Below are 3,613 nucleotides of genomic sequence, written 5' to 3'. Positions count from 1 at the left end.
AGTGGAACGCTCACTTTGATCAAAGATGCTGAATCGATGCAAACAGCTTTCAATCTCTGTGAAGGCTGGAAAGCACGATTGAAAGCCATGAACTTCGACTTCCTTAGTCCTCATTATCGTCAAACGTACAAGACCATTTGCTCCGGTTCTCCAGCTTCGTATCTCATGTATACAGTTAGCTCCATGAAGAAAGATGCTATCTATTACGAAACCCAAATAAAAGGCTACCGGGAAGCAGTCGACGATCTTCTGACAAAAGAATCTCTACTGACCGAGCAAAATACAACACTTCAAGAAGAGCTTGCCTCATTGGTGAACTCGCGCGCATTTCGCTTTGGTACGGCAGCATTGAGGATCCCCAGCAAAATCAAGGAAGCGCTGAGAGGATTGAAAAACTAGGAACCTACTGATTTCCTACGAAGAATATGACCCAGCTGGCCTGTAGGGAACTTTGGGCATCCATGAGCTATCGCAACCATTCCTTTGCCTTGGATAAAGCCGACTTCACCGTATCCTGCATATCGTAGTATTTATATTCGCCCAAGCGTCCTCCGAAGTGCACCTTCGTTTCCTGCTGCGCCTTGAGGGCATAACGAGCATAGCGATCGCGATTTGTCTGATCCTCCATGGGATAGTAGGGATCAATGCCAATGTGCCAATCAATCGGGTACTCCCTGGAAATAACCGTTGTGGGCTGATTTCCAAACTCAAAATGCTTATGTTCGATAATGCGCGTATAGGGTGTTTCAAAATCGGTAAAATTCATTACCGCAACCCCTTGGTAATTCTTCTTATCCAAACATTCGTGTTCAAACTTGAGGCTACGATATTCGAGAGGGTCAAAGCAGTAATCAAAATAGGCATCGATGGTACCTGTATAAATTACCTGGTCGGCTAGATCGTCGAGGGCATTTTTATCCTTCAGGTAATCGACCCCCAAGCGCACTTCGCTGCCCGCAAGCATCGATTCGATAACCTTTGTGTAGCCTCCAACGGGAATGCCCTGATACCTATCGTTAAAGTAATTATTGTCGTAGGTGAAGCGCAGAGGAATACGCCTCATGATAGAAGGTGGCAATTCGGTGCAGGGTTTGCCCCACTGCTTTTCGGTGTAGCCTTTCACTAATTTCTCGTAAATATCCCGACCGGCCAAAGCCAGAATGTGTTCTTCTAAGTTTTGAGGGGTTTCGCAGGCCACGCACTGCTGCGCGATATGTGCTTGAGCAGCATCGGGAGTGTGCGTTTTCCATAGCTCATAAAAGGTGTTCATATTGAACGGAAGGTTGTACAGCTCACCCTTAAAATTGGCGACCGGTGAGTTTACAAAATTGTTGAATTCACAAAACTGCCCTAGATAATTCCATACAGCCTTGTCGTTGGTGCGAAATATGTGGGCACCATAGTGGTGCACGTTGATTCCTTCCACCTCTTCGGTGTAGCAATTCCCCCCGATGTGGTCTCTTTTTTCAACGACCAAAACTTTCTTGCCTTGAGCAGTTGCTTCGTGGGCAAAAATGGCGCCAAACAAACCGCTACCAACAATCAAAACATCATAGTGAGCCATGACAACCTTCCAAATAACGATTGAAAAAATCCAGCACAAGAGAAACTATCATAGCGGCTTAGCAAGCCGCCTGCATCAAAAGAAGCAAGGAAGCGCGAAGTACCCAAGTCAGCCGCAGAATAAAAACATTCTATACCACCAGCATCTATCCTATACTGTTGAATTGATACTTCTTTTGAAGCTCATCCCTTAGGGGGAAAAGTTTCAAATACAATGATATTCTATCGGCTAAAATGAAAGGCTGCAATGAAAGTCCTCGTCGTATTTGGCACGCGCCCTGAAGCTGCCCAGGAAGAAGTGCCCCACCTTGGAGGACGTTGTTGTTGCGACACGCAAAGCACAGATTAGCTTTAGCAAAATCAAAGGAGTGGTTAAGTTGAGTTCGACCGGTTCCATAAATTCTCATTTCGATCAAGCGGATCACGTTGAAGTTATAGACCTACTGGATGGTGACTGGAAGACCAGCTCGTCACAAGCCATCATAAATCAAGGGAAGAACTTTCTTGAAATAACCAATGAAAGCAGCAAGGCTGTTTCCGTTTATCGTGGGTCACCTTTTTCGCTTCATAAGCCTTATACCGAATGTCTTTTCGAAGGCGAGGCAATAGAGGGCAATTCCGTTCTTTTACGACTAATTAACCCTGTAGAAAAGCTTCTCGATATCGCTTTTGGGGAAAGTACCTTAAACTCAATCTCCCTATTCTCATTTGGCGATGCAGAAAAAGCCCTTCCAGAATTATTGGTTTCTCCTCATTCAAAAGTCAGGATAACAAAATTAGATATAGGATTTCTTGCATCAGAACAAGAAAAGACTAAATTTCTCCTATCTGACCTCACGAGCGATATATTGGTTATAACCCCCTCTTATCCAGCTTTAGAAAACAAATATCTCTGCGGCTTTGTACATTCTCGCCTGCAGGCCTATAAAGAGGCTGGAATCAATTTTGACACCGTTTGCTGTCATGATTATAAAGGGGATTGTAAATATACTTTTGAAGGGATTGATGTTCTTAGACTTCCCTTTACAGACCTACGAACAATCTTGAGAAACAAAAGATACAAAAAAATCCTTGTTCACTTTTTTGACCAAAAATATGCATTGCTTTTTGATTCCTGCGAAATAGGAGATGCGGAACTTTATTTTTGGTGTCACAACCCAGAAACTCGCTATTGGGATTCACCGCAATACACCGTTCCCTATTTTCAAAAACCGGAACCTCTTTCTGAACATAAAAGAGAGGAATACCGGAAAAAAGATGCCATTATAGCTCGATACAATAAAAACCCTCGCGTTTCTTGGATTTTTATTACGGAGCAGCAAAAATTGCGCAGCGAGGAAACTATTGGAATAACTTTTGAAAATTATCATATTATTCCAAACTATATTGATGAAAAAAGATACACTTACGAAACGAAAAGCGCTGAATTGCGCAAAAAAATCTTTTTTGTCAGACGATTTGACAATATTGCCTCTTACTCAATAGATGTTGATGTTCGCTGCATTGTAGAACTTAGCCGACGAGCTTGTTTTGATCATATGGAATTCAATATTTACGGACAAGGCGACTTCTATGATGAGCTCATCGAACCACTGCACAAATTTAGTAACGTCCACCTACACCCTTATTTCTTAAGCCATGAAGAAATAGCTGATGTGCATAAAGAACATGGCATTGCTCTCTATGCGTCACGATATGATTCCCAAGGCGTCTCTGCCGACGAAGCTGCCATGTCAGGACTAGCCGTTGTCAGTTCTGAGATAGATGCAGCCGAACATTTCTTGCCCAACAACATAGGTCTCCTCGCTGAACCGGAAAACTATATTCAGTATGCCGATATACTTGAGGATCTTTACAAAAATCCTGCTAAGTTTCTTGAGTGTGCAGCTGCTTGCCATGAAAAAATATACGATTTGTGTCGCCGCGAAGAAACTATCGAAAAAGAAATCACTCTTATCACCCAACCCCCCAAAACAGTGAACAAGCTATCCGAGCAAATATTTCAGGCCTCCACACCAACGCTCTCCATCGTCGTGCCTTCCTATAATGT

The 3,613-nt window shown here is 43.2% G+C and carries 3 protein-coding genes; 2 read left to right on the top strand and 1 reads right to left on the bottom strand.

Annotated elements, in window-relative coordinates:
* Positions 1-399 (top strand): hypothetical protein (locus RR842_RS12845; protein WP_332730008.1); only part of this gene is annotated, 399 nt, incomplete at its 5' end.
* A 67-nt stretch (positions 400-466) separates the two neighbouring features.
* Here the strand turns inward: RR842_RS12845 and glf are convergent.
* Positions 467-1,564, bottom strand: coding sequence for a UDP-galactopyranose mutase (glf, locus tag RR842_RS12840; protein ID WP_332730007.1), 1,098 nt, complete (start codon positions 1,562-1,564; stop codon positions 467-469).
* Positions 1,565-1,871: 307 nt separating this feature from the next.
* Here glf and RR842_RS12835 point away from each other — a divergent pair.
* Positions 1,872-3,613 (top strand): glycosyltransferase family 4 protein (locus RR842_RS12835; RefSeq protein ID WP_332730006.1); only part of this gene is annotated, 1,742 nt, incomplete at its 3' end.

The organism is Gordonibacter sp. (assembly GCF_036667095.1).
Classification (GTDB): domain Bacteria; phylum Actinomycetota; class Coriobacteriia; order Coriobacteriales; family Eggerthellaceae; genus Gordonibacter.
This window is presented reverse-complemented; position numbering and strand designations above follow the sequence as displayed.

Excerpts from the sequence above, each read along its gene's own strand:
- glf (WP_332730007.1), bottom strand. The coding sequence starts at position 1,564 with ATGGCTCACTATGATGTTTTGATTGTTGGTAGCGGTTTGTTTGGCGCC.